A 26084-nucleotide genomic window follows, 5' to 3' on the forward strand; every position below is an offset into this window, starting at 1 on the left:
GGCATTCAAAAACAATGCTAGATTATTCAATCCTTTAAAATAGACATAAATTTTTTAAAACCTTTGGTAGCGAATTCATCGAGATTTTGTGTCTCATTGAGAGGTAAATAGTGGCTGAGCCGCAAAAAGGTGGATTTTTCAATTGAAAGTGTTTGCACGCTGTCGGTGGGGTTTAACTCGTGAAAATTATCTGAGAAAATGTCGTTTTCCCAGGGTGAACCATCGATTTGGAAACGAATATTTTCCAGAGTAAGTGCCCCAGTGTTCCTTAAAATATTTGGCTTTCTCTCCTTCCAAAACTCGCCTCCCAAATGAAGCGACAAGGTAAAGTAATGCCCCCACCAGAATAACAGTCGGATATTGAGCACGTCGTGGCGGGTCATAAGCCTTGGGTAGTCCAGCACGATATAGGGGAGGCCTTTATAGTTTTCTCCTCTGGATACCTTTCCTGCTTTTAGTAAGGTGTCTGGTGGTAAATGAAGATCACTTTCACTGCGCATTATTTGCCTGAATATACCCTCAATCCTGGAGAATCGGTCAGCCATCTTCGAAATCACCTTGCGCTTGAGCAGCAGTAGTTCACCGTCGCCCATTAACTCAATTTCTTCCTTAGAAAACCCGTCTTCTACCATCTGATAAGTGCAGATGCCCAGGTAAACCCGCTACCAAATGCAGCGAGGCAAACTAAGTCGCCTTCTTTTATTTTTCCTTCCTGCCACGCTTCACTCATCGCAATGGGAATGGACGCAGCCGTAGTATTACCATATTTCATGATGTTGTTGAATACCTGGTCGTTGGACAGGCCCATTTTCTTTTGAATGAATTGGCTGATGCGCAGGTTGGCCTGGTGCGGGATCAAAAGGCTGATGTCCGTACTTTTGAAACCGTTCTTGTCCAGCGCTTCATTGATCACCTCTTCAAAGCGGGTTACAGCGTGCTTGAACACAAAGTTGCCATTCATGTAGGGGTAGTAGCTAATGTCTTCTGGGTCGTTTTCGACGATTAGCTTATCCACCCAATGCTTGGTACTTGGGCCTATTAGCGCCAGCTCCTTAGCATGTTTGCCTTCTGAGTGCAGGTGAGTGGAAAGTATCCCCTGACCGGGTTTGTCGGCTGCCTGCATCACCACTGCACCTGCGCCGTCGCCGAAAATAACTGAGACGCCCCGTCCTCTGGTGGTCATGTCGAGGCCGCTGCTATGGAGCTCGGAGCCTATTACCAGGATGTTGTTGTACATTCCTGTTTTAATAAATTGATCTGCAATCGATACAGCGTAAACAAACCCTGAACACTGATTTCGGACATCCAGCGCACCAATTTCCTTGATGCCAAGCTGCTCCTGCACCATCACGCCGGGGCCTGGGAAGTAGTAGTCGGGGCTGAGGGTAGCAAAAATGATGAAGTCAATGTCGTCGGGAGTAATTCCAGCATTTTTGATGGCTTTCATAGCTGCCTTGGTACCCATGGTTGACGGAGCTTCATCCGACTTTGGGTCTACAAACCGGCGCTCTTTAATGCCCGTTCTTTCCTGAATCCATTCGTCAGTGGTTTCTATTAGTTTTTCAAGGTCTTTGTTGGTCACCACGTTGTCGGGTACATAGTGGCCAATGCCTGCTATCTTGCTTGCTCTCATTTGGGTGTTGAGTTTTATTTATACAAGAATAATAAACGAAACAATTTAAGTTCTATTCAATAACAAGGACTTCGATGCGGCGGTTTAGCTCACGCCCTTCTTTTTCATTGTCATTCGAGGCCAGGGGTTGTGTCGCTCCATAGCCCACTTCTTTAATTCTATCCTCCGATATTCTTCTTTGCGCCAGGTAGCTGCCCACTGCTCTGGCTCTGAGTTTCGATAAATTCTGCGAGGTGGTTTTTTCTTCCAGGGCGTCGGTGTGCCCGCCAATCTCTATTCTCAGTTCAGGGTTTTCACTCATTACCTTGAAAAGTGCGAAAAGCTCGGGTGTATAAGCAGAGCTGATATAATCGGATCCCGGCTCAAAGTATATATTGCTCAAAATCGCTTTGTTGCCTTTGCTGAATTTCTTTCCCAGGTCACCCAACTCTGTGTATTCCGAAATTGGGGCTGTGGTTTCGGTGCCGGCACTGGCAACTTTTGTAGTCGTTTTGGTTGGAATGGTTGATTTGCCTTGCTGGAATCCCTGTTGATGCGTTTGCTGAGCAAGGATTGTTTCGGTTAAGTCGACGTCAAAAACTTTGTTGACCGTGTCCGTGGGGCTTGTCTGATCCACTGAAATACTTTCTGTTTTAACATGCAGCCCCATGTAGGTCAGGTCGAATACCTGGTCAAATCCAGATGTAAGCAAGACCTCAAACTCCCCATCCTGATTGCTTTCAGCAGAAAGTGTGTTGAGGTACTGGTTGTCGGGCGTTACTTTCACCAGCACCCCTGCCAGAGGCTGCTTTGTAGAGCTGGCGATTACCCTGCCCTTCATCGGAATCTTGATTTCTTCTACGAACAGGTAGGCATCGAGAAAACCAACTGTGCCGGCCCTGTCGGAACTGAAAAAACCAGTTTTCCCGTCTTTGTTGAACTTGAAGAAAATTTCATCACCAGGTGTGTTAATGGGATAGCCCATGTTCTCCGGAGTTCCCCACCTGCCGGTGGTAGGGTTTCGTACCGATTTGAATATGTCAAAGCCGCCAACACTTGAGTGGCCCCTCGAGCTAAAGTAGATGGTGGAGCCGTCTGGTGTGATGTAAGGGCTGTCTTCGTCAAACGGAGAGTTGAGTTCCTGTAGCTCAGTAGGTGCCGACCATTGGCCTTCACCCTGCCTGGTTACCATATAAAGGTCGATGTCTTTGTCGGGCTTTTTTGATTCGGCGGTATAAACCAGTACTTCTCCATTGGAAGTGAAAAACCCGCTGACCTGCATCCCAGTGCGGTCTATCTGATCCAAAGGCTTAGGTTTTTGCCAAACACCATTCACTTTTTCCGATTGATACAGATCACCTTTCTTGTCTTCGTAGTAAAGAAGAAGCTTGGTTTCGTTGTCGAAAAGCTGAAGGTTGACGATGTTTCCTTTCATTTCCTTGAAAGCCGGGTAGCTCACTGGTGGCGACCATTTGTTTTTCCCCTGCCGCTCAAAAAAGTAAATAGTTGACCTTTGCTTTCTTCGGCGGACACTCTCATCGTTGCCTATGCTCGCAAGCATCAGCTTACTTTCGTTGTCAAACAAGATAGGGTTCTCTTCAGAATTGAGCGTATTTATAGGTGCCGGCAAATGGTGCACTGAATAGGTGGACGGAAGCTCAATAAAGGATTTTTTAACAATAGCATCGTCGATAAACGCCTTTGCTTCGTCAGTAATCACTTTGCTTTTGTAGGCCTTCAGGTCGAGGAATTTCTGCCAGGCTTCTATGGCCGCACCATAGTCGTACCGTGCTGCATAGATTCTTCCCGCCCAGTAATAGAAAAATTTATCGCTGGTACCCAGGGTCGCTTCGAACTGAAGAAATTTATCCAGTGGTTTGGCGGGGTAGTAGGTGAGTAGTGAGCAAATTTCGGCATAGTATTGAGCCTTTCTGTCGTCGGGTGATCCGGCCAGGTATTCGTTGAATAACAGAAAGGCGGTCTCCAACTCCTCGTCATAAAAGGAATCCTCGGCTCGCACATAGGTGCTGTGCTTGCCTTGTGAGAATCCTGCATTAGGAAGCAGGACACCCACAACAAAGAGGGCAAATAAAGGAAAGTGTAAATAGGTCAAATTTTTCATGCTGGTATACAGATACAATAGAAACCGGGTTGGTTGATACTTCTTCAAAACGCTATGAATACGAACTTGTTCAAGATACAAATTGTCTCAGGATAATGATAAATCGTCAATTAGTCAAAGAGTGTATAGTTGCCGAACTGATCCGAAGGCGCCGCCGGTAAGATCAAATCAGGTGCATCATACTTTATATTATTAACTCTTGATGACACAGGATGGCGCTGCATTTGCAGTGCCGGAAAGGGAGTTAACATGCTCACAAGCTCCTCGAATGGCGTAGCTTTGTTCAGCCAGGTGCTTTCACGAGACTTTTCAATCATGACAGGCATCCGGTCACTGGCTTCCGTTACCAGCTGATTGGCAGCACAGGTGATCACTGTAAACGAATGCATTTGCTCACCTTCATCGTCTTCAAATTCCTCCCAAAGACCTGCCATTGCAAAAGGTTGATGCTGCTTTTCAAAAAAGTAGTAGGGTACCTGCCCTTTCTTGCTCACTTTTTTCCAATCGTAAAACCCATCAGCTGGTATCAAACACCGGCGCTCCATCAGAGCGGTTTTTGCGCTTGCTTTCTCGGGAATTTGCTCTGCTCTTGTAATGTAAAGCCTCTCACTGATGCTTTTGTTGTTGGCCCATTTGGAAATGAGACCCCAATAAAAAAACGAAAATCCCTTCGGTGAGTCGCTGGTAATAACCGGTGCGAGCTGCGTCGGCGCTATGTTAAACCTTGGCTCATATGAGTCTGTCACATCGGCTTTAAATCGCCTGGCAACTTCTTCCGGTGGCTTACTCAATGTATAGCGTGAACTCATTCGATGATTGGTTTTCCCAAAGCTATCTAATTTGCCGTAAAAATACGACCGTAACGCTGACTGTGAGCCATTTACTTGCCCTGAAGCCACCGCTCGGGGTGCAGGCAAAATTCAGTAGCCACCTGCTCCGACCAGTAAGTGCTGCCGTTTTGAAACTCTGCAAAACCGCAATGCCCGCCATACCGGGGTTTCAGCAATAAAGTGTTTGGGTTGGCGCTGAAGGTGCTTTCCTCGTAGCACTTGTCGGAAAGAAAAGTGTCGTTTAACGCATTGACCACGAGCAAAGGTGTGCTTACTTTTGGCACAAACGGGGCTGAGCTGCACCGTGTGTAGTAGTCAATAGCGCCTTTGTAGCCATGCAGGGGGCCGGTAATTATTTCATCGAATTGAAAGATGCTTTTTATTTTTCGGACGCCCTCAATGTTGAACGACTTGGGAAAAATTTCGGCTTTTCGAACCACTTTCTTAATCAACGTATTCAGGAATCTTCGGGTGTAGAGGTAGTTGTGCCATTTATCTATTTCAATGGAGCAACTCTCCAGGTCAAGAGGCACGGAAAACGCCACGGACGATGCAATCGGGTATTGGTCAGCGTAGGACTCCCCCAGAAACTTCACGGTTATGTTGCCTCCAAGGCTGAAGCCTACGAGTGAAATTTCGGCGTAGCCTCTGCTGACGGCTTCGGCCACCACTGCATCCAGGTCCTCGGTTGCCCCGCTATTGTAGAACCTCGGTAGCCTGTTGAGCTCACCGCTACAGCCTCGTAGGTTCCATGCCATTACGTCCCAGCCGTGGGCATAAAAGGCCTTGGTCATCCCTTTAATATAGGGCCTGCTGCTGTCGCCTTCTAACCCGTGAGTGATAATTACTACCCGGTTGTTGCGATTTACGGTGTGCTGTATGGCATAATCGATGTCAAGAAAGTCACCATCTTTCATTTCCAGCCTTTCCCTTCGCACGGCAGGGGGATTGGAGACTTTTCTAAAAAGGGCAGGGTAAATCGTTTCGAAGTGTTTATTTATTGAAAGAAGGGAACCTTTGTAGCTGGGCTGCTGAAATACCGACATTGCTGGGCGGATCAATAAATTTTCAAAAATATCATGAATACTGCTGCTGTTATTGCTAATATCGTGGAAGATGGGAACCTATGCACACGTTTGTAAATTGATGTTGAGGTAGATTCGCTGGCCGACCAAAACATTTTCCGACGAATATCATTTAATATGTTCATGGCTAAGCCTCAATTTTATAAATTTACGAGTCGCAACATGATAATGCATAGTTGTGATTAAAATTTCAATAACGCTATTTTTGATATAAATAAGGACAACGAATGGCTGAAGTAATCAGAATGCCAAAAATGAGTGACACCATGGAAGAGGGTGTTATCGCTTCATGGCTGAAGAAAGTGGGGGATACAGTAAAATCTGGTGATATACTCGCCGAAGTAGAAACCGACAAGGCAACAATGGAGCTGGAATCGTATGAGGATGGCACTCTCCTTTATATTGGTGTAAAGGAGAAAGAAGCCGCCCCTGTTGACGGAATCATTGCCATCATCGGCAAGAAGGGAGAGAATATTGACGGGTTGCTGAAAGATGTGAAGAGTGGAGGAGCAGGCAACGGAGCTGCTGAAAAGGCCGCAGAAAGTGCCACCCCGGCACCAGCTGCCAGCGCACCCGCAGAAAAAATTGATACTTCAGGCATTAAGGCAACGGTGGTAACAATGCCAAAAATGAGCGACACCATGACGGAAGGAGTTATTGCCTCATGGTTGAGCAAAGTAGGAGATACTGTAAAGGCAGGAGACATCATTGCCGAAGTGGAAACTGACAAGGCCACAATGGAATTGGAGTCTTATGAAGATGGCACCTTGCTTTATATCGGCGTAGAGGCTGGTAGTTCTGTGCCTGTGGATGGTGTTATTGCTATTATTGGTGAGAAAGGTGCTGATTACAAAACATTGCTGAAAGCACATGAAGCGGGCGCTGGTTCGGCTCCGGCTGAGGAAAGTGCTCCCCAGGGAGCAAGTGCTCCTTCAAGTACTGCAAGTGCACCAGCGGCTCCAAGCCAGGCGGCCACGGCAGATCATTCGTCTGACAATGGAAGAATAAAAATTTCTCCTCTGGCCAAGAAAATGGCTGAAGATAAAGGATATGATATTCGTCAGATTGCTGGCTCGGGCGATGGAGGCAGAATTGTGAGAAAAGACGTAGAAAGCTTTAGTCCTTCGGCGCAACCATCAGCTTCGGCTGCTGCACCAGGCAAGGAGACGCCCAAAGTAGTATTGCCATCGATAGTGGGTGAAGAAAGCTTCGAAGACGTGCCGGTAACGCAAATGCGTAAGGTTATCGCCAAAGGGGTGTCTGACAGCAAATTTACTGCACCGCACTTCTATGTGACCATGGAGATTAACATGGACAAGGCGATTGAAGCCAGAACAAGCCTGAACGACATATCGCCGGTGAAGATATCGTTTAATGACATGGTGGTCAAAGCAGTAGCGGCGGCTTTGAGATTGCACCCCGATGTAAACGTGTCGTGGAGAGGTGATAAAATACGGATGAACAAACACATCCACGTGGCAGTGGCGATGGCTATCCCGCCCGATGGGCTGCTGATGCCTGTTGTTCGTTTTGCAGACAATAAGTCATTGTCGCATATTTCGGCTGAAATAAAGGAATTCGGGCAAAAGGCTAAAGCTAAGAAGCTTCAACCTACCGATTGGGAGGGAGCTACCTTCAGTATTTCCAACCTTGGCATGTTCGGTGTAGATGAGTTCACTGCTATTTTGAATGCCCCGGCGTCGTGTATACTGGCAGTAGGCGGCATTAAGGAGACTGCCGTAGTGAAAAATGGTCAGCTTGTGCCAGGCAATATTATGAAAGTGACGTTGACTTGCGATCACAGAGCAGTGGATGGAGCCATGGGTGCTGCCTTCCTGCAGACGCTGAAGAAGTTCCTTGAAGATCCGATCAAGCTGTTGGTTTAAATAAAACACTGTCTTTTTGACACATCGAAGCCAGCAGGTATCATACTTGCTGGCTTTTTCGGTTATTGTACCAATCAGGGAAACTAAACACATCTAAAAAGCGGTTTCTCTTTATCATACACACAATGGAAAAAATCAGATCAACAACCGTGCTGGCGGTTCAGCACAACGGGGAAATTGCAATAGGGGCCGACGGGCAAGCTACCATGGGCAATACTGTAGCGAAAAACAATGTGAAGAAGATCAGAAAATTGCTTGATGGCAAAGTGGTAACCGGCTTTGCGGGCTCCACTGCTGATGCCTTTTCGCTGCTCGACAGGTTTGAGGAAAAGCTGAATGCCTATGGCGGCAATATGAAGCGGGGTGCTATTGAGCTGGCTAAAGACTGGCGAACTGACAGGTACCTCAGGAAACTGGAGGCTATGCTGATCACTGCCAGCAAAGAGGAAATCCTTGTTGTGTCAGGCACTGGCGACGTGCTGGAGCCGGAAAACGGAGTGGCCGCCATAGGCTCGGGTAGCATGTACGCTCAGGCGGCTGCTATTGCTCTCAAGAAGCACGCACCACAATTGACAGCCGAAGAGATAGTGAGAGAGGCGCTCAATATTGCAGCTGACATCTGCATTTACACCAACCACAATTTGATAGTAGAGAAATTATAGAAGACACATGTATACCATATACCATAACCCAAGATGTGGCGCCAGTCGGGAGGCGCTGAAAATATTACACGAAAGAGGAGGGGAGGTAAGGATTGTGGAATACCTCCAGAATTGCCCATCTAAAGTGGAACTGAAAAGCCTGGTAGAAAAGCTGGGCATCAAAGCCGAAGATTTGGTAAGAAAGAAAGAGCCTGTGTTCAAAGAGAAGTATGAAGGCAAGACGCTGACAAGTGCACAGTGGATCACCGCTATGGTCAACGACCCCATTCTTATCGAACGCCCGATCATCGTAAGAGATGGAGTGGCTGTGATAGGCAGGGGAGAGGAAGAGATGGAGAAGATCCTTGCCTGAGTAAAAGATGTCCGTCGACAGTTCGATCACTAACTGTCGACGGAATATTCTTTATCCAATCGCCTTTTTCAAATCTTCGATCAGGTCATCTGCACCCTCAATGCCCACACTCAGCCTGATCAGCGAGTCGCTTAGTCCATTCTTGATTCTTTCTTCACGGGGAATCGACGCATGCGTCATGCTGGCCGGGTGATTGATCAGCGATTCTACACCACCAAGGCTTTCTGCTAGCGAGAAAAGTTTAGTGGAGCTCAGCACTTTGTTGGCTGCCGCTATTGTTTCGTCTTTTAGCGTAAAAGAGATCATCCCTCCAAAGCTGCGCATTTGCTTTTTGGCAATGGCGTGACCGGGGTGGTCTTCAAAGCCGGGCCAGTATACTTTGCCCACTTTTGAGTGGTTTTTCAGGTAGCGGGCAATCTTCTCGCCGTTTTCGCTGTGGCGTTCCATGCGTACATGCAGCGTTTTGATGCCACGCAGCACCAGGAAGCAATCCTGAGGACCGGGAACCGCACCGCAGCTCTTCTGTATAAAGTAGAGCTTGTCTTTCAGGTCTTTGTCGTTCATAACCAGGCAGCCGTGGATCACGTCGCTGTGGCCTCCGAGGTATTTGGTGGCTGAATGCATCACTATGTCGGCTCCCATGTCAAGCGGGTTTTGGAGGTAGGGAGAAGCAAAGGTGTTGTCCACGCACACGATGATGTTTTTACCTTTGGCCAGGTTGGCAACTGCTTGAATGTCCACGATATTCATCAGTGGATTGGTAGGCGTTTCTAACCATATCAGCTTTGTGTTGGCATTGATGTATTTGCTGATATTAGCAGCATCCTGCATGTCAACAAAGTGAAACTTGATCCCAAATTTTTCAAAAACCTTGGTAAACAGCCTGTAGGTGCCGCCATACATATCGCTGGCAGCTATCACCTCATCGCCGGGGGCCAGCAGCTTGATAACGGCGTCGGTGGCGGCAACTCCGCTGCTGAAGCACAGACCAAATTTGCCATTTTCCAGAGCAGCAAGGGCTGTCTCCAACGCCTCACGGGTGGGGTTCTGAGAGCGGGCGTACTCATACCCCTTGTTTTTTCCCGGTGCTTCCTGCACGTAAGTGGAGGTTTGATAGATGGGAGTCATAATAGCTCCTGTGGAGGGGTCTGGCTCTGCACCAGCGTGAATAGCTTTGGTTCCGAATTGCATATAAAGTGAATTATTTGGGTATTATGTGGTTACTTGTGCCGCAAAGTTAGGTTTAGTCAGCTTCTTTCAAATGCTTGTACGAGAAATCATTCGCCGCAGTCCCGCTTCTCTGGTGCTTATTCTTTGGATGGCGGCCATGCCACTTATTTTTAGCACCATCTCAGGTTACCAAAGCTGGCAGCATGCTGAATGGCTCACTGGCCTAACACAGCTGGAGTGGGCTTGGTTCTTTTTGCTGACTGTTTTTACCATGGCCTTTGCTTTTACTCCCACCACGTTTGTGGCTGCTCTCAGCGGCTACTTTCTGGGCTTCGAAAGCTTGTGGTTGCTTGTGCCTGCTTATATGCTGGCGTCTCTGCTTGGTTACACCATGTCGCAGTTAATTGGTGCAAAAGCCGTTCAGGCTGTTTTTGATGCTTACCCACGTTCAACCGCTTTGCTGGATGGCTTGAAGAAGAACGACCTTTTGCTGGTTATTATGTGCCGTATTTCGCCAGTGCTGCCATTTGCTATCATGAACGTGGTGCTTGGCTACACAGGTATACGGATAAAACCTTTTTTGGTAGGTGGTTTGATTGGCATGCTTCCCCGCACGGTGATGGCTGTTGCTATGGGGATGCAAATGGAGGCGTTGGTAAGTGGGAGCCTGTTCTCGCTGTTATGGATCGGCTTACTTGTGGTGAGCTTTGTTGGCTTGGGGTGGGTTTTTAAGCGTTCAATCAATAGTGCTCAAAGCAAGGACGGAGTCTAACCGGCCAGCTATGAAAAATCAACGGCGGACCAAAGGCCCGCCGCTCATCAAACTGTAAACTGTAAACTGAAAAATAAGACAATCAAGTAACCAACCTATGGTTCTTCATTGTACCAACCTAACCTAAATTGTTCCAACTCTTATTGATGGAGCCATGCTAAAAGCTCACCTGATATTGTAAGACAAACATGCCTTTGCTGCCGTCTTTTACGATTTCTCCTCCCTGTGCCGCAAATACTGATCTGCTTTGATACACAGCACTTATTTTGTTGCTATGCGAACCGTGAATAAAGTAATTGCTGCCCAGTTCCAACATGCTGACATTGTCGGCGGTGTAGCCGTAATTGGAAAGCTGAACAGCTGCGAAAGGCTGTAGTTTCCCGCCTTTTGTGATCATATTCTGACCAAAGAGGTACCCCAGTTGAGCGTACACCGTGTTGCCGGTGCCAACCATTGGAAAAGCGTTGCCTGCGCCGCCCGGATTGGGGGCGTTTAAGCCCGTGGCCGGATTGTTTACGCCTATGTTTCTGATGTAGCCGCTTCCAAAGTCATAGTTGGTAAGGGCTGCATAAGCTGTGATGGCGGCTGTTTCAGATATTGGTTTGTCGTAGTAAACGTCGAGGCCATATAGTGCCATATTGCTGCGAACTGTTGCCCCGGCACCATTGAGGGCCCACATGGCATCTTTCTGGAAAATAACACCCGCTCCTATATTGAAAACGCTTTTGTTGCCCAGATAGGAGCCAGTCGAATAAGGCGTTAGGTTACTTTCGCTGTCAAGAAACATGTACTTGACATAACCCTGCAATTGCTTTTTTGGGGGCTCATTTGAAAATGTAAATCGAGTGCCTGTGGGTGCTGAGGTAGCCCCGGTAACTGTCATGGGCTGCGACAGGGCTATACGATAATCTAATTTTCCCAGCTGTCCTTTGGCGTACAGGCTAAGCTTGCGCAGAAACTGGTCATTGACACCGTTAGTAGCCTGCTGGTAGAGCGGAGCGTCTAACGTCAAAATGGAGGCCACACTTGGAGAGGCATAGCGGGCCAGGCCACTCCAACCAGTCAGCCCGCCGCCAATGGAAAGCTTTTGCCTGACGACGGCAAACTCACCGATGGCGTCGTGGAAAAATGCTCCTTCGTACTTATTGGAGTGAAAGTTGAAATTGTTCTGCCCAAATTGAGCGTAGAAAAACACCCTGTCTGTTAGCTGGCCATAAGTTTGAAAGCGAAGCCTTCTGATGCTCAGGTCGGTGTAGCTGTCCTTTGAATAACCGCTGATGGTTGTGCCAGGGTTCATTTGCGTACCCCTGAACCAGGTTTGCAGCAGGCCAGTCATTTGGATGTAATGGCTCCCATCTTCATTCATATTGAACTTCAACTGGTTGTTGGAGAACACGGGCTGATTTTGCGCCGATAAACTTAAAGCACCTAAAATGATGAGTAGGGTGCTGCTATAAACTTTGAGGATTTTCATATTCCTGAATGATAATTACTAGAGTGATGGTCAATAAGTGATAGTAAATAGTATTTGTGGATGCGGCTGGCTTGTCGATACCCGTACGGTGAGTAGTGGGGTAGAAGAATAATTCGGACATGCGTCGCCTCACTGGCAGGTGTATCCGATGCAATTCAAAGCGGCCTTGAGGATTAGCAGTGATGCCTTAGCTGGCAGTAGAGAAGGTAAAGCCTTTGATCGGGAGCGACCTGGACCGATTCTGTAGCGTGTTCTGACAGAACAGAAAAGGGAATATCAAAATTGAATGGTGGCAGTGTACTAGCGGTACTGGCTCCGCCCATGTCGAAGAGCTTGAGTTTGAGCAAAGAGACATTTGACTTTTCCTCAAGTTGATTGACCAACTCAGACTCTACCTCGAACAAATCTTCTTTTCCAGACAAGTTTTCCATCCACAGAAATTCCGTAGTTGATAACAGCAGGAACAAAGAAACCACAATGAGGAAATGTTTCTTTAATAATTGATTGGCAGTTATTGAATCCGTTTGTTCTGAGCCACTTCGATGGTATAGAAACAACAGTGTAAAATTAGTTGTTCGAAACTTAAAAGCACAAAGGATGACGGGAATATGTTATAAGGCGCAAATATCAATGGTAGGCCAGGCCACAGTATGTGTCAGCGGTAAAGCCAGTGCCGCCGGTATCCCCTATGCTATGCTTACTTTAGCTTTTCGAACGGCACATTGGTGATCCGATAGCTGCGCCAGTCGTTGAAATCGAAATGCCACCACTCGTATTCATACACTGTAAAGCCCTCTGCTTCCATAGCTGAGCGCAGCAGGTCTCTCATTTGGCGCTGCTGATCGGTGCCACCGGTGTAGTCGGGGTAAGAGCGCTCTGTCATTTCATCATACACTCCCGTCATTTCTATCTCTTCTCCTGTGGCAAGGTCATACATGGTCAGGTCAACAGCGCAGCCCCGGTTGTGTCGGGAGCCCAGATTGGGGTCGGCTACGAAGATGCGGTCTTCCACTGGAGTGATGTCCCAGAATATTTTTGTCACACTCCAGGGACGGTAGCCATCGAATACCATCAGTCCAAACCCTTTTTCCTTCAAGGAAGCATTGATTTTAGCCAATGCCTCCGCCGCTGGTCGTTGGAGAAAGGCCCTGGCCTGGGTGTAAACCGGCCGGCCTACGAGGTTGTTGTCGGTGGCGTATCGGATGTCGAGTTTGATGCTGGGATCCAGCGAAACAAGCTCCACCAGGTCAGTTTTTTTAAAATCGCCTTTTTCCTTCGGAGGGTTTTTAGGCGAAGGGTGGGAGAGGTCAGCTTCCTGGGCGAAAGCAGTTTGAACCAATAAGACTCCCAGGAGGAGGATCAAAAGTCTTTTCATAGTATTAAAGATAATACATCAGGCGGGATTTGAACGGGCCAATTTCACACGAGCTGATTTAACCATTAAGAGCGGCGCATTGTGGGGCTTACCAGAAATTTGGTTTGGTGGTGATACCGCCTTGCGCTCTACAGTCCCCGCACTCTTCAAGGGCGAAGCTGTAGGCATAGGGCTTGCCCATCAAATCATAAGCAGCCTCTATTATCATGGCATTGTCACTGATGTCTTCGAGAAAGACACAGGGAGGCTGTATGGTTGTTCTTGGTATTCTGATATCGCATGTAAACTCCAACTGACATCCTTTGGTAATTGGGGAGGCCTGAAGGTCGAGAGGCAATTCGCCTTTTGTGATGAAAAAGCGTTCTTCATATACTTCTGCTACGCTGAAATTTCCAAGGATCATTTCCGAACTTCCACCTTCCCGGCTTATGTTGCCAATTACCTCGCCTGGCAGAGGATCGAAGAATGTGCCTAGTCTCTCGGTTACCTGCCTAAGCTGGTATAGATAGTCATATTCCTTCGCACTAAGCACTCGTTGCCTGATCAATATGCTATATCGAACGGATATTTTTGGGGAGTATTTTGGTATGATAGTAAGCTCTTCTCCCTGAATAACGTCTTCGGCAAGTGCCGCTGATGTGCCCAGTAGTATTCTGGTGGACGGAACCGTGAGGTAGCATATATTGACTGCCTCTTCAGCAGTTCTTTGCTCAGGTTGATTGTTTTCAAAGGTAAAACCAGAATTGAAATAAGAACGATACTCGTAAGTTTCTGAATACTCCCAGGTATAGTATCGGGAATTTCCTGAATCATCGTGAGTGTTCAGCCTTATACTTAGCCCCAGCTTGTCATTCGAGAGACCATAACTAAGACTGTCAATTGGGGGAGTGTTTATCACCGTGACAGGCTCTGAGGTATAGGTTACACCAGATATTGTCTGCACTCGTAAAGTGTAGGATGCTGTTTTGTTAACGGGGACGTTTTGCAGCGCATATTTGCCCGAGTCCAGTTCCTGCAGGGAGAAACTTTCTCCCTCGGAGGATTCAATCATCACCTGGGCGTTTTTTTCTGGGATGAAAACGCCACGGGAGGTCAATGGCCTGGAATGCGAAAGAGTGACAATGGCGGTGGAGTCTGAAGCATTGACAAAGCCATCTACCACAAAAAGGTCTGCTGTTTCTGTATCGACAGATGGGTTAAATGGATCTGTACAGCTTACTATAACTGGAAGTAGAATAGAGATCGAAATAATGCTTTTGCGGAAAGCAACGCCAAAGGGTAGTTTATATGTCTTTTTTGCTTTCAAAAATATAGTCATGGATTGGACAATATAACACCTTTGAAAGCTAAAACAATTAGTATGGTTGTTGGAAATTGCTGTAGTTGACGAGTGAATTATAAGGTTTGGCATGCCTGAGTTTTCTCTGGAAAAAGCCAAAGCTTTCCGACAGGCAGGAAGAGCTCAGTTGAATCATACTGGCGGTTTTTACAATTTTGGATTCAGATTGCGAGTAGCTGCGGCCAAAAATTAAAGCCCGTATCGCTTCTTGAAGTTAGCCAGAAGCTCACTGTAGATAGCCTTGTTTGACAATGCGGTGGCCAATTCGTGCATGCCAAGTGCCCCGTAAGTGTCGCCCTGATATTCGAGGTGATAGGCAGTCTCCAAGGCAGTGATTGAGGTTTTTATATCACAAACATCAACCAGCGCCCGGTTGGGCTTATCGATGATGATCGTCATGCTATTCGCCGACTTAAGCCCTTCGCCCATTTCACGAACGGTTAATTGAAAACGACTAGATTCACCGCTTTTGCTATACTGGCTGACGTTCAATTTGTAGGTATTGCCTGTTACCATTTTGGTGCCCAGCAACTCACTGGCCTCATTCAGTATGCTTAGCTGGTATTCATTCGACTGGCTGTTCGGATTTCGGGTCCACCACCTCAAACACACCTCCTGCGCCGGGCCGACTTTTAAATTAAACGGTTGTGGATGTGAAAATTGAAGGTAGGGTATGTTGGCGTCGTATATTTCGTGGTGCTGATCGGTTTCAAATAAATGCTTGAGCGTGGGCCTGCTGTCGCCGGAAACACCGTCGTGGTTGTCAAAGTGGTAACCGGGCTTTTCGTAACCTGCTTTTAAATTGAATGGCTCGATGTTGATGGTCGTGTCGCCCTGGAACTCGAAGAAGCTACCAGAGTAGTGGGCAAGCAGCAAGGTGCCGCCTTTAAGCTGCACTGTATCATCCCAGTTGAGGAAATCATAAGTTTTAAGGGGCTCGTTGCCAGCAAGGGAATAGGCACCAGTGGCGTAGATCACTTCAAAAGGATACAGTACGGTTGATTTTGACTTTTCCACATAGCCGGTGATGTGTGTTTTGGGGCTACATGAAAAAAGCGCCAGTACAAAAATTGTTGGTATGAAACGAGAAGAAATCATTGTCTAATGTTTGAGAAAAAATTTAATCTACTATCGGCATTGTATCACAACCTGCCCATCAAGGTCTTGCCGTGGTTTTGCAAGGATGAAAAATTCGACATCGAGGTTAAAGTAGCTTAGCCAAGCAGGCAAGGACTCAGGGGTTGCAATCTTTAGCTCAGATTAGAAATGATGATTTACGTGAATATCCGAAAAAACTACCGGAATGAATAGAAGACATTGATTTAATGACAAGACTTTGGCCGGGAGGCACAGGTTGTTTGAGACGAGCTTACTTTGGCGCTATCGTCCCTTTTGAGAAACGCTTTGATCCTGCGACACATTACCTGGCAATCTCCCCAGCCTTGATCCAATTATTTACTCCCCGACAGCGGAATCAATTGTGCCGACAAATCCGGCGCTTCCATGTCCTTATCGAACGGGAACATTGGCCTGTTGATTCTCTTGAACTCCAGCCTTTCGAGGGCCTGATCCACACCTCCTGGGGTCGTCGCCATGACCCAGTCGGCCCGCATGTCGTAAAGCTCCGGCACCAGATAGCCGATTTTCACCACTACAATGTCTGATTCACGGGGATTGAGCCCCAGGTTGGTAAAGTCGCTTTCTCTGTGGTAAGGCTTCCGCTTTTTAGTGACGATCACGCTCACACTGCCGATTTTTACGACCACTTCTGTTTCTGCACTGGGGTCTCCGGTTTCGATGGCCGTAACTGTTCCGGTCAGTTGAATGGGAGGAGAGAACCTGGCATCAACAGCTGCACCTGCCATGCCGGAGACTTGCCCGCCAACTCCAGCAGCCACCGCCTTCTCCACGAACTCAGGTCCGGGGATAGAGGCATAAATAAGCAAAGGGCCATCAGCTTTTTGAAACTCTGGCCGGGCCAGAATCTGAGCCAAGGTCCAGGTAACGTCACCGGCACCACCTGCAGTGGGGTTATCACCCATATCGCTGATCATGAAAGGATGCTTATCGCTGGCAATGGCCATGTCGAGGCTTTCTTTCAGCGTAGCTGTAGGGGCGATGAACTCAAACTCATTTCTTACTTTCCAGAACGCTTTGGCCAGAGACTCGGCTGTGGTGGTTACTTTGTCTTTATCGTCGCCGGTCACCATCACCACTGCATGATTGCGGGGCTCGTCGGCCCAGGCATACCCGATCCAGATGGCTGCGTCCACGATGCCTTCCTGGTCAGCCGCCGGAGCTACTTTGGCATAAAGGCTTTTGCCGGGATCAACCCTGGTGCTGGTTTTTTCACCGGGCAGCAAGATCGGCACTGGTATCCACGCCTTGTAAGCTGGTTTGCCTTTGCCGCTTTCAATTCTTTCCAGCAGATTTTCCACCGCCCGCTTGTCCGACTCCCTTGAATCTTCATGCGGAGCCATGCGATAGCAGGTGATAATATCGCTGTTTTGTGCCAGCGTTTTTGATACGTTGCCATGAAGGTCCATCGACGTGGAGATGATTGTTTCATAACCCACTACTTCCCGCACTCTGGTGATGAAATCTCCCTCAGGGTCGTCGAGGCCGACCACGCTCATGGCGCCGTGGATATCGAAGAAAAGGCCATCGTAGGGCAGGCTGTCCTTTAGCATGGTAAGTGTTTTGCCCACCAGCGATTCATAGGCTTCCCTCGTCACAGCACCGCCAGGAATGGCATGGGCCCTGAGGGTCGGAATCCAGTTGGCTCGCTTGCGTTGAGATGAATCGGGGTCAAGAAAAGAATAGAAAGAAAAAACGTCGTCGCCTACTCTGGCACGAAACATTGCTTCGTCGGTAAGTGCGGGAGAGAAAGTGCTCGACTCAATGGCCAGGCCGGCAATGGCGATGCGGGGGAGGGGCTTGGTGTCGTCTGGTTTGTTTGACTGGCTGCATGAGGAAGCGAAGAGGATGGCTGCGAAAAGGAAGACGCTTAGTCTTTTCATAACGGTTGGTTTGGTTGTTTATTCAAATGTAAGGTGGCGTGTCTTTAAAGCAAAGCAGGATTGTGAGGTATGGCTCATTCCTTTTGAGAATAGATTGGTCGGCGCTATTGTGTAGTGTCCCTGCGGGGCTTGTGGCTTTTTCCATGCCTTTTGGTACCGATATGCCGTCCCTACCGGACTCTGAGGGGGTGACCAACGGGGGTGGTAGGTGTCACTTCTTCCACTGCTCCAGCTGCCTTTGCTGCTCGGTGTAGGGCACGCCCTGTCTTATCCAGTCCTTGGCTGGTTCTCCTTTAAGGTAGTGGCCAAACCACTGCAATATCCGGTTTTGGTAATCGTAGCGGTTTTTGTCTTCTCTCAGTCCATGTCCCTCTTTGGCATACACCAGCAGCACCATCTCCTTGTCCGCCCGGCGGGCAGCATTGTACATTTCTATGCCTTGCCGCCAGTCGACATTGGTATCGGCATCGCCCACTTCAAAAAGGAGGGGAGTGGTCATTTTATCGATGTTCATGACTGGCGAGTTGCGCATATACCCGTCGATGTTTCTCCATGGTGGTCCCATCATGCGCTCCTGGCTCACTTCGAAATGGTAGTTTTCGGGCGTGCCACCAAACGACCAGGCCACCATGCCATACATGCTCACCAGGTTTGTTAAGCCGGCTCCGGCCACAATGGCTGCGAAAATGTCGGTATTGGTGGCAGCAAACGCTGCCTGATAGCCTCCCCAGGAATGTCCCACGAGCCCCACTTTTTTGGGGTCAACCAGGCCTTTGTCAACTACGGTTTTTACAGCGATCTCCATGGTTTTGGTGGAAGAGATGCCGGGGTCGCCTGCATCGAAAAGGATGTCGGGCTGCAGCACGAAGTAGCCCTGGCTTGTCCACACCCGGTGGTTATAGTAATGCCACTGCGACGGAGCGATGTAGCGATGAATGTTTTGCGACAGCAACTCATACACATAGGTGATCATGGGGTACGTTTTGCCCGGCTCATAGTCATCGGGATAGAACAAAGAACCCTGCAGTTTGGCGCCATTGGCATTGGTGTATTCAATGAGCTCAGCTTTGCCCCACCGGTAGTTTTTCTGAAAAGGGTTGGTGGCCGACACCTGAACACCTTCCGAGCTACCGTCTTTGGAAACGAAATAGTCGGGAGAGTCTTCAAAGCTTTCCAGTACGTAGGCTATGGTGACAGCTTCTTTGGCTTTGATCAGTCGACTTGCCCGCACATCGTTCCAGTGAATGCTTTTGAGTTTGCTCTGGCTCAGCACGGCAAAGCCCTCTTTTTTGCTCCATTCACCGGTTTGGTGGATGTACATGGGCTGCCGGAGGTCGATGTAGTCGTTGTCGTCGTTCACTGGCGCATACCGGCTGATGGTTTTGTGCTGCGCTCCGTTGGTCAGGTTGGTGGCTTTCGAGCCGTCTACCTTCAGCGACCAGATGTCGTACTTCGAATGCACGTAGACCATGTTGCCCGCAGCATTCCAGCCGACGAATCGGTAGGGTGGCTTTTGTTCTACCGGATGGTCGTCTTCTTTGTCGACGAACGAGGCAGGAAGGCTGCCGGTAAGGTTAATGCTTTTGCCCGACTGGGAATTGAACGCATGGTAGTTGTCATCTTTCAGATAAACCACCGTTTTGCCATCGGAGCTTACATTGTAGAGATGGTTCACCCGCTCCAGAATCTTTTGTTTTTTCCCAGTTTGGATGTCGATAGCGTAGACGTCGGCATTGGACCGACCAAACATACCATCAAACTCGTAAGGCGTTTCGTCAAGCCCTAGCACCACCGACACGCCCCTCTGCCAAAGTGTTTCTTCAGTCAGGTCATCGCCCAGCTGCACAAATTTGCTGCCCGTCAGGTGCCACGCAGCCAGGTAGCTCCGTTCCCTTTTTCGCTCTGCCAGTTGCTTTTGTTCCGGGATGATGTTTACATCGTTGCTGTTCCAAATCTCCAGTGCTGGTGCCTCTTCAAAAAGGGCCTCCTTTTCGGGGTCGGGTGTTGCTTCTTCGCTTTCTTCTTTTTTAGCGGGTTTCTTCACCCAGGCAATCGTTTCAAAAAAGACGGAGCTGCCAGCGTTGTTCCATTTTAAACTTGCATTGTTGACGATGCGGGCGTCGGCCGGAAAATTGGGAATTGCTTGTTGGTCAAATGTGAGGGTAGGCGAGGCAGCACCCGCCAGCTTTTTCCATGCCAAAATGACGTGCGTGGAGTCCTCGTAGTTCTCGTGAATCACCGACTGGTAAACGGCGAGGTCGTCGCTGTTTTTGCGCCAGCTGAGTCCTTTGTAGTAGGCGGCGGCGCTGTGCAGTAGTTTTACTGTGTTGGTTTTCCCATCAAAAAGCTGGACGCCGTTGCCTTCTTTGCCTGCTGTTTCCATGACCATAGCCAGCAGGGTGCCTTTGTCTTGCCATTTGTATTCGGCCACATTGCCAAAACTGAAATCTTTGCTGGTGGCGAGGTTTCTCACCACAATATCATTTCCTTTTCTTTTCAACACCACGAACTGACCATTGTCGCTGAAATTGAACCCAGCCACTTCCTTTACCACCACGCTGTCGCCCGTTGCCAGGTTGATCAACCCAAAGCTAGTGTGCACAGGCTTCTTGTCTTTCTCCAGCTTCTTTCGTTCGGTTTCAGGCAGGTTGATGAGGTAGCCCAGCCATTGGTTGTCCCCAGAAAAAGCGGCGTCGGTGCCCTCTTTCAGTATTCGGACTTTTTCGTTGGCCAGGTTATGGAGGCGAAGTTCGTTTTCCTTGTTATTTCTGTCGATGTGATACACCAGCCAGGCACCATTCGGCGATAGCTGACCGTCGTAGCCCAGGCTTTCCCACTGACCGAAGTCGGCGGGAGTGAGGGCTTTGAGGGTGTCCTGTTGAAAAGCGATGACCGGGTGTAGAAGGACGATCGAGGCGACCAATGAGAGCAGTAAAATGAATGGTTGATGAGTCCTTTTTTTCATTGCAGTGAGTGTTTGACAGAATGATATTAAGGGATTGCCTCCAAAATTCCAGCAAGGGCGGGGCAAAGTTTTATGGGAGGCGGGCTTGGGGATGTTTTATAGTTATTTCTGGATCACGGTGACTCCTATTCGCAAGTTTATAGCACGTTGTAGTAAAATTTGTTAGTCTTTAATAACTCTTCTGGTTATGCTACCCTTGTCATCGCTAATGGTAAGCAAATATAGTCCGCCCTGCAGCGTGCCGAAAGGTAACTCTATTTTATACTGATGATCGATGATGTTCGAGTACACCACCTTTCCAGCAAGGCTAGTAACTGTTAGAGATGTATTTTTATCAAACCCACTACTATTATGAATTGTAAGAATTTCTTTAACGGGGTTTGGGAAGATATCTATTTTAGATGAGAAAAAGTTGCCGCTGATATTCGCCAGCGTATTAGGAAGAACTTCCAGACTAAAAGCGCCGTCTACTTCAATCGTCTCATCACTCAGTTTAATATCTATCGATGTTATCCCAGCGATGCCGATACGGGGTGTCAATGTAATAATAAAGCTTTCATTGCTGATCTTTTCAATTGTTAAATCCTCGTTTCTAATGATGGTTTGATCCCTTGGAAAGGCAGTTATCGCAACATCATCATGATCCACGTCATTGACAGAAATTGTTATTTGTAATACTTCGCCAGAAATTACCTGTTGATCTTCAATATTTTCAAAAGATGGAGCGTCATTCACTGCATTGACTGTGAGAGTGAATGTTTGAGTGGCTGTATTATTTACTGCTTGCCCATCATCTGCTGTGATGGTGAAGAGTTGACTGCCGTAGCCATTTGGAATAGCAGAAACGGTTACGTCTCCGGTTTGACTATCAATGATTAGGTTGGCAAAATCAACCGAGGCAGGGGTAATGGCATAGGTTACTGTTTGATCAGACTCACCGGTGGGAACAGCCGCCGGCGTGACGGTGAGGGTTTGATCTGTCGCAAAGTCCTCATCAACTACAATGTCACCACTGGTTGTAAAGGAAGGCACATCATTAACAGGAATAACGTCAATTGTTGCGACAAGTGGCCCGAACGTATTAAAAGGATCGCCAAAACTAAAGTTCAGCTCAATTGCACCATAAAAATTTGGCTCAAGTGTTATCCATCCATTTTCTCCCACCTTAACATGGTCGTGGTTTTCTACGCTCACCGCCACCACATCATCAAGGTCAACTATACCAACCAGATCAGACAGGTAGAAACTAGTGTCCTCAGGAACTGAATACAAATCGCTCAATGTAACTTCAGGAATGAAATTTGTTGTTTTCAACAAAGCAATACTGTAGAAAGACTTGTTGTTGACTGTGGTAAACTGTCCTAACAAAAGGACTTCGTCATCAGATAACGCAACAGTCTTTTGTAAGTCATAACCATTTATTGCCGGGGATACATCAAAAGTAAACCTGTCGTATGCCTGCCCCTCGAAATTAGAGGCAACAAAATTATGAGCTTCACTAGTATTAAACCTATCAAACTGACCACTTATCACTACCGTGCTATCGTTGATGGCTAGCAAATTTCTGTTGACACTAATCGTATAGGTTGAGAAAACGGATTCCCCAATCTCCCCCGTCTCAAGATTATATTTGTAAATGAAATTTGCATCCAAACTGCTTTGGCCGCCAATTATGCGCCCAGATCGATACAGTTCGTTTCCAACTCTGGTAACATGGTCGGAATCTATTGGAATATTGTCTTGACGAGCAAACGAGGCGTCAATGTTTCCTTCGAGATCCATAATCCATAAAAACCCCTTTTCATTTGACACATATCCGCTGATAGCAAAATTGTCTTCGTCAACTATGCATAGACTATTCACAATTATCCACTGTTCCCCGAATATATCATTGTTAAAAGTAGAGACCTGATTTCCGTCGAAGTCAAACGCCATAACATTCTGGCCGTAGCCACCTGAGGCAATAATTCGGTCGTCCATAACAATGAAGTCACTTAGAAGTCCCTCGCTACTAGTCGATGCCTGGCTGATGACAAAAGATTCGTCCAGTTCACCCTCCGTGTTTACCTTAATAAGTGAGTTTTGTTCTTTGCCCAGAATGTTTTTGAAAAAACCTCCTACATACAAATTATTGTCTTGGGAGATTTCAATTTTTCTTACGTCGTCGTTAACCGAAAGAGGATTATTTACACTAAATAATTCGTCGACATTGCCTAGTCTATCAATTTTTGCGAGGTTGTTTACTTGAGTATTTCCAATATGACTAAATTCTCCACCTATGACAATACTGCCGTCATCCAACTCGACCGCAGTGTTAACCTGACCAACAGTGAAGAGTTTTTCTCTAGTGGAGATGTCTGTGTCAACATTCCCCGCAGCATCAAATACAATAAATGATTGAAAAGTACTTTCAATCTCTATTTCCCATCTGGCAGTTAATACAAATTGTCCGTTTAGATACAAAATACGGGCAAGGGCATTCGTAGAGCTAACATTTATGGGGGTGAACGCTTCAGAAATTGAACCATCCAGTTCGAGGGCCTTTATTGTATTAGGTAAAGGATACTGATTCATGAGAACAAGTATTCTGTCATTAATCGGATCGACCACCGAACTATAAATCGGCTGCCCTCCGGTTTCTGGAACAAATGTATCGAGTGGGTTAGCGTCTGCATCCAACAGCATTATTTGGGTGTAAGCTGAGAGTAATATTTTTCCATCTGGAAAAAGGTCAATTTCTGTAAAATTGGGAGAAAAGGAGAGATTGTTGAGTGAGTTATCAATCGCTCCCGCCTCAGTAATTCTGACAAGGTTTCTGGTTGTGCCATCAATAGCCAAACCACCTGCCAGTAAAATGTTGTTGTTGGCGTCTACTTTCATTTCTTCTATATAACCAGTATAGTCGAGTCGGGTAAATGCCGGATCGACGTTGCCATTTTGATCCAGTCGAAATATTGATTCTTGTGAGCCAGTTTCATGTACAGCTGCTATGTAGCCATCTTTGTGCGCAATGATACGTTCGATCTGGTAATAGCCTGTTGGAGTTGATATATCTGTTTTGAATTGCCCTGAATGGTCAATTATAGTGACTCTGCGTTGGAATCCACCAGCCAATAGCACAAGGTCAGTACCAACACCTTTTACAATACTGGCCTGGGTACAACAGATGCCAAAATCCGTAACAAAACTCTCAATCAAGCTAGCATCAAGAACGAAATCGGTATCAAGGCTTCCATCAGTATTAAATCTTAACAGATTTGTTACCGCCGAATCTCCCACAAATGTATAGTCACCCAACATCACTATTTTGCCGTCATCTTGAACAATATGACCTGCTGTGTGCGGTGCACTTTTTACCTTTGGTCTGAATTCTTCTACCAAGTATTGACTATGTAGGTCAAAATTTGACAACACTTGAAAGAGGAGCATTCCTACTACAGCGACTTTCACTCCTGACATGGATAATGAGTTTTATGATTCTTTAATGCTCAATCAATATTTCTTATAACCTTTTAGGATTGTCGAGAGATTAATTGTATTGCTGACTAGACAATACTACACTTTGAAAAGGCTATGCTGAAATAACGATCAAAAAATTCATTTTTTATCAATTCACTATCAACTTTTTCAAAAATGATGGTGTCTTTTGTGGCTTAATTCTACCCATAAGGTAGTTGCCGTCTCTAACCTTTTGAATGGAACAGTTGGCTAGCCTGTGCCGTCAAAGGAAGCTGGTGCGCACGGGCTTCTTGTCTTTCTCCAGCTTCTTGCGTTCGGTTTCCGGCAGGTTGATGAGGTAGCCCAGTGACGAGTAGGTCTTTCAGCTAGCTGCTTAATTACAAAGAACCGCATCTTACCCATGAGGGAAGTTGGCCGCACAAGTGTTAAAAACCCAACAATTCCTCTATTTATGGCAGCTTTTATCTCACAGCGGCATGCGCTCCTTGCTTTGCGCATCATGGTCGGTATCATTATGATGGCTCATGGCTTTCAACGGCTATACTACGGCACAGTGGCCGACTTTGGGGGCTACCTCGACTCGCTTGGGCTGATGATAGGCACGCCTATTGCCTGGGGCATTACCTTGTTTGAGCTGGTAGGAGGTATCACACTGGCTATTGGTTTCTTTCAAAAATGGATCAGCCTCACCTGGCTGCTGGTGATCGTGCCTGGCATTTTTCTGGTGCATCTGCCCAACGGTTGGTACGTAGTGGGCCCGGGTACCGGCGGTGTAGAATATAGCTGCCTGATTGTGGTTTGCCTGGTTGTGCTGGCGGCGGACAGAGGCTAAAAACCTCACCTGATTTTCAATAACCTTGCGCAGTGCCTGGCCATTAAAGAGGTTACTCTTGTGCCGGAGCACAGAGTAACCCCTTTAATCGTTGCTTCGAGATCAACGCCTGCTTCAATTCATATTTGCGTTAGGCAGCACCAGCAAAGGCACCCGGGTTCTTAACGTCATGCTGCGGGTATTGCTCCCTTTGAGAAGCGACTCCAGAAAGCCGGTTTTGTGAGGCACCATCACCAGCAGGTCAGCCTCAAAGGCTTCTACTCCCCGGGCAATGCCCTCCCCAATTTTTGGGTTACCTACAAAGCTGTACGTATGAGCTACATCTTCCAGGAGCCCGTCTACCTCACTGATCCATGTGTCTTCAACAGCCACAGCTACGCCCTCTTTTGCCTTAGTGTCTACATGGAATACCTGAAGCTTTGCTGCGAACTTCCGGGCAATCTCCTTCATCAAATCAAGGTGGTTGTCCTGATCGAGGCAGGTGTGTTCATAGGCATAAAGAATCTTTTCGATACCTTTAAAAGGAACGTCGTTGGGCACCACCATCACCGGGCAATTCAGGCGCTTGATAGCGGCAGTGGTGGTGTTTCCAAACAGTTCATATTCTATCAGGTTGCTTTCCATGCCCATCACAACGAGGTCGGCATGTTGAGCAGCAGCGTAGTTCGCCAGTTCTCCAATGGTATCATTCGTTTTGCTGACCCAGCTTACCTTCAAGTCGTATTTTTCGGCGGTTTCGTTGGCCAGCTTTTGCAGGTCGTTGTTGTTGTGGTCGATCATCTGCTCCATTCCGGTAGGTGTAACGAGACCGTTGGCGGCGTGTGGGCTCAGGTGATAAGAATTGAAAAGTACCAGGTCGGCTTTGACAACCGACGCCAGGCTTGCGGCATATTGAAGTGCGTTGGTGGCGGCTGGTGAATAATCGGTGGCTATAATTATCGTGTTCATGACTGATGTGGCTTGTTTGGTAAATCTGGCATTTATCCACCGGCCACATCATGATTTGCGTCAGTAGTCAGGGTGATTTTTGTGGGTAGGTAGATATGGGAGTGCGGTCGTGTGCGACACACGCCAGAACAATAAACGGCAGAACGGCAGGCAGTCCCATTAAAGAGGTTACTCTTGTGCT

General features: G+C 47.4%; 20 protein-coding genes. 5 read left to right on the forward strand and 15 right to left on the reverse strand.

Going from position 1 to position 26084, the window contains the following annotated elements:
* Window positions 1-26: 26 nt before the first annotated feature.
* The 5 genes from RIG68_RS12780 to RIG68_RS12800 all read right to left on the reverse strand — a co-directional run bounded on the left by RIG68_RS12780 (window position 27) and on the right by RIG68_RS12800 (window position 5610).
* Entirely contained in the window at window positions 27-632 is a 606-nt protein-coding gene (locus RIG68_RS12780; protein WP_350122664.1) for a hypothetical protein, read from the reverse strand.
* Window positions 626-1633 carry a 3-oxoacyl-ACP synthase III family protein gene (locus RIG68_RS12785; RefSeq protein ID WP_350122666.1) on the reverse strand — a complete coding sequence of 336 codons (1008 nt, stop codon included), beginning with the start codon at window positions 1631-1633 and terminating at the stop codon, window positions 626-628. The genes RIG68_RS12780 and RIG68_RS12785 overlap by 7 nt, the downstream gene beginning before the upstream one ends.
* 52 nt (window positions 1634-1685) lie before the next feature.
* The gene (locus RIG68_RS12790; protein ID WP_350122668.1) at window positions 1686-3734 is read right to left on the reverse strand and encodes an OmpA family protein; all 2049 of its coding nucleotides are present in this window, start codon (window positions 3732-3734) and stop codon (window positions 1686-1688) included.
* Between the two features lie 110 nt (window positions 3735-3844).
* Window positions 3845-4543 (reverse strand): SOS response-associated peptidase, encoded by a 699-nt coding sequence (locus tag RIG68_RS12795; RefSeq protein WP_350068745.1) that lies wholly within the window; start codon window positions 4541-4543, stop codon window positions 3845-3847.
* Window positions 4544-4614: 71 nt separating this feature from the next.
* Window positions 4615-5610, reverse strand: coding sequence for a YheT family hydrolase (locus RIG68_RS12800; RefSeq protein WP_350122670.1), 996 nt, complete (start codon window positions 5608-5610; stop codon window positions 4615-4617).
* 266 nt (window positions 5611-5876) lie between these two features.
* On the opposite strand from RIG68_RS12800, the gene RIG68_RS12805 reads away from it, so the two are divergent.
* From RIG68_RS12805 to arsC, 3 genes are all read left to right on the forward strand, one after another.
* The gene (locus tag RIG68_RS12805; RefSeq protein ID WP_350122672.1) at window positions 5877-7535 is read left to right on the forward strand and encodes a pyruvate dehydrogenase complex dihydrolipoamide acetyltransferase; all 1659 of its coding nucleotides are present in this window, start codon (window positions 5877-5879) and stop codon (window positions 7533-7535) included.
* Window positions 7536-7660: 125 nt separating this feature from the next.
* Window positions 7661-8197: an ATP-dependent protease subunit HslV gene (gene hslV, locus RIG68_RS12810; protein WP_151999427.1), complete on the forward strand. Its 537-nt coding sequence runs from the start codon at window positions 7661-7663 to the stop codon at window positions 8195-8197.
* A 7-nt stretch (window positions 8198-8204) separates the two neighbouring features.
* The gene (arsC, locus tag RIG68_RS12815; RefSeq protein ID WP_350122674.1) at window positions 8205-8549 is read left to right on the forward strand and encodes an arsenate reductase (glutaredoxin); all 345 of its coding nucleotides are present in this window, start codon (window positions 8205-8207) and stop codon (window positions 8547-8549) included.
* Window positions 8550-8600: 51 nt separating this feature from the next.
* Here the strand turns inward: arsC and RIG68_RS12820 are convergent, their stop codons facing one another.
* Window positions 8601-9740 (reverse strand): cystathionine gamma-synthase, encoded by a 1140-nt coding sequence (locus tag RIG68_RS12820; protein ID WP_350122676.1) that lies wholly within the window; start codon window positions 9738-9740, stop codon window positions 8601-8603.
* Between the two features lie 70 nt (window positions 9741-9810).
* On the opposite strand from RIG68_RS12820, the gene RIG68_RS12825 reads away from it, so the two are divergent.
* Window positions 9811-10491, forward strand: coding sequence for a TVP38/TMEM64 family protein (locus RIG68_RS12825; RefSeq protein WP_350122678.1), 681 nt, complete (start codon window positions 9811-9813; stop codon window positions 10489-10491).
* Window positions 10492-10648: 157 nt separating this feature from the next.
* On the opposite strand, the gene RIG68_RS12830 is transcribed toward RIG68_RS12825, so the two are convergent.
* The 8 genes from RIG68_RS12830 to RIG68_RS12865 all read right to left on the reverse strand — a co-directional run bounded on the left by RIG68_RS12830 (window position 10649) and on the right by RIG68_RS12865 (window position 24123).
* Window positions 10649-11965 carry a hypothetical protein gene (locus RIG68_RS12830; RefSeq protein WP_350122680.1) on the reverse strand — a complete coding sequence of 439 codons (1317 nt, stop codon included), beginning with the start codon at window positions 11963-11965 and terminating at the stop codon, window positions 10649-10651.
* Between the two features lie 173 nt (window positions 11966-12138).
* On the reverse strand, window positions 12139-12396 hold the full coding sequence (locus RIG68_RS12835) for a hypothetical protein (protein ID WP_350122682.1): 258 nt from the start codon (window positions 12394-12396) through the stop codon (window positions 12139-12141).
* Window positions 12397-12662: 266 nt separating this feature from the next.
* Entirely contained in the window at window positions 12663-13340 is a 678-nt protein-coding gene (locus RIG68_RS12840; RefSeq protein WP_350122684.1) for a M15 family metallopeptidase, read from the reverse strand.
* An 88-nt stretch (window positions 13341-13428) separates the two neighbouring features.
* The gene (locus tag RIG68_RS12845) at window positions 13429-14658 is read right to left on the reverse strand and encodes a DUF4249 domain-containing protein (protein WP_350122686.1); all 1230 of its coding nucleotides are present in this window, start codon (window positions 14656-14658) and stop codon (window positions 13429-13431) included.
* Window positions 14659-14868: 210 nt separating this feature from the next.
* Window positions 14869-15777, reverse strand: coding sequence for a hypothetical protein (locus RIG68_RS12850; protein WP_350122688.1), 909 nt, complete (start codon window positions 15775-15777; stop codon window positions 14869-14871).
* Window positions 15778-16130: 353 nt separating this feature from the next.
* Complete coding sequence (locus RIG68_RS12855) at window positions 16131-17699, reverse strand: M81 family metallopeptidase (RefSeq protein WP_350122690.1); 1569 nt, start codon at window positions 17697-17699, stop codon at window positions 16131-16133.
* Between the two features lie 211 nt (window positions 17700-17910).
* Window positions 17911-20664, reverse strand: coding sequence for a S9 family peptidase (locus tag RIG68_RS12860; protein ID WP_350122692.1), 2754 nt, complete (start codon window positions 20662-20664; stop codon window positions 17911-17913).
* A 162-nt stretch (window positions 20665-20826) separates the two neighbouring features.
* Window positions 20827-24123: a T9SS type A sorting domain-containing protein gene (locus tag RIG68_RS12865; protein WP_350122694.1), complete on the reverse strand. Its 3297-nt coding sequence runs from the start codon at window positions 24121-24123 to the stop codon at window positions 20827-20829.
* A 451-nt stretch (window positions 24124-24574) separates the two neighbouring features.
* Between RIG68_RS12865 and RIG68_RS12870 the strand changes: the two genes are divergently transcribed.
* Window positions 24575-24955, forward strand: a complete 381-nt coding sequence (locus RIG68_RS12870; RefSeq protein ID WP_350122696.1) for a DoxX family protein — start codon at window positions 24575-24577, stop codon at window positions 24953-24955.
* A gap of 114 nt (window positions 24956-25069) precedes the next feature.
* Here RIG68_RS12870 and RIG68_RS12875 read toward each other — a convergent pair whose 3' ends face one another.
* Window positions 25070-25903, reverse strand: coding sequence for a universal stress protein (locus RIG68_RS12875; protein WP_350122698.1), 834 nt, complete (start codon window positions 25901-25903; stop codon window positions 25070-25072).
* Window positions 25904-26084: the final 181 nt, after the last annotated feature.

The sequence above is a fragment of the Imperialibacter sp. genome (assembly GCF_040222385.1).
Taxonomy (GTDB): Bacteria; Bacteroidota; Bacteroidia; order Cytophagales; family Cyclobacteriaceae; genus Imperialibacter.